General features: G+C 62.8%; 1 protein-coding gene and 1 pseudogene. One reads left to right on the forward strand and one right to left on the reverse strand.

All coding sequences use genetic code 11. The annotated features are described in order from the left end of the window. Window positions 1-907: sigma-54-dependent Fis family transcriptional regulator (locus L9Z73_RS30210; RefSeq protein ID WP_247408607.1), on the reverse strand; the 907-nt coding region annotated here is incomplete at its 3' end. A gap of 309 nt (window positions 908-1,216) precedes the next feature. Between L9Z73_RS30210 and L9Z73_RS30215 the strand changes: the two are divergent. Beyond that, window positions 1,217-1,612: pseudogene (locus L9Z73_RS30215) on the forward strand (thiamine pyrophosphate-dependent enzyme); the annotation flags it as partial.

A 1,612-nucleotide genomic window follows, 5' to 3' on the forward strand; every position in this document is an offset into this window, starting at 1 on the left:
TGACCCGCACATGCAGCGCGCCGGGCTCGCCGAGCCAGTGCAGTTGTTGCGCCGATTGGTCGCTCACCGCACGCAACGCATCCAGGTCGAACACCTCGCTGATATGTACCGGCACCTGGCCAAAGCGCCGGCGCAGGGCTTGGCGCGCCTTGCTGTTCAAGGCATGCAGGCGACCGTCCTGGTCCCAGGCCAGCAACAGGTCGGGCTGGCTGTCGACATAGCCCGGCGTGCTGTGCGCCTGGAGCACCCAGTGCTGACGGGCGCTGTGCATGAAAAAGGCATTTTCGATGGCTTGTGCGCTCTGCGCCACCATCTGTCGCACCAGGTGCTGGCTGCGCCGGTCATCCGGGGATTTGAGCGCCGAGGCGTCCATCACCCCCAGCAGGTTGCCCTGAGGGTCGAAGATGGGGGCGGCGGAGCAGGTCAGCCCGATAAACGCCGCGCGAAAGTGATCGCGCTTATGTACCGTCACCGCAGCCTTGCTGGTGAGTACCGTGGCCACGCCGCAGGTGCCTTCTTCGGCTTCCGACCAGCAGGTGCCCAAGTACAGGCCGGCCTTGCGGCAATCGTTGCGAATCGCGGTGTCCACGCGGTGGTCGATGGTCTGGCCCTGGGCGTCGGTGAGCATCACGCAGTAGTCGGCGTGGCGCACGCGGTGGTGGAGTTGACCGACTTCTTCGCTGGCGATGCGCATGAACAGATCGGCGCGTTCACGGCATTCCTTGAGCAGTGGCTCACTGAGAATGCGTGGCCCTTGCAGCGAGCCGGGGTCGAGGTGGTGTTGCTCCATGGAGCGTCGCCACGAATCGAAAATCAGCGACGGCACCGGCGCCTGAGGCAGGCGATCGGCATTGCGTACCACACGACTGACGCAGTCGACATGGTCCTTGGAGTTCGCGGCGAGCATAAGGCCTCCGGTTCTCGATCTTTGTTGTTATGCCCGCCATTAAGCGCGCATGCGCGCACAGGGACAAGGGCGGCCTGACCAACTGCCCCGCGTGAGACGCAGCGTCTCATTCGGCCGCAGACGCCACGGGCAGGTTGCAATGGCGCGTCTCATTCTGCGGTTGGCGGTTGCCGCTGTACAACCGCACGGCACTGCTCTGGATCAAGCCTTTGCCAGGTTTATCGAAGTGTTGGCACAGGCTGTGCTGATGCCTTTGTAACTGGCCGCAGCCAGTCTTTTGTGTGTCGAGACAACCTGGAGAACAACAAGATGTCCACTCACCTGTCCACTGATCAATTGCTTCATGCCTACACCGTGATGCGCACTATTCGCGATTTCGAAGAGCGCCTGCACGTGGAATTCGCCACCGGCGAGATCCCAGGTTTCGTCCACCTGTATGCCGGCCAGGAAGCCAGCGCCGCCGGAGTCATGGCCCACCTCAACGATGAAGACTGCATCGCCTCCAACCACCGTGGTCACGGCCATTGCATCGCCAAGGGCGTGGACGTGTTCGGCATGATGGCCGAGATCTACGGCAAGAAAACCGGGGTGTGCGGTGGCAAGGGCGGTTCCATGCACATTGAACCGGGGTGTGCGGTGGCAAGGGCGGTTCCATGCACATTGCCGACCAGGAGAAAGGCATGCTCGGCGCCAACGGTATCGTCG

Source organism: Pseudomonas emilianonis, from assembly GCF_023072625.1.
GTDB classification, from domain to species: Bacteria; Pseudomonadota; Gammaproteobacteria; order Pseudomonadales; family Pseudomonadaceae; genus Aquipseudomonas; species Aquipseudomonas paraveronii.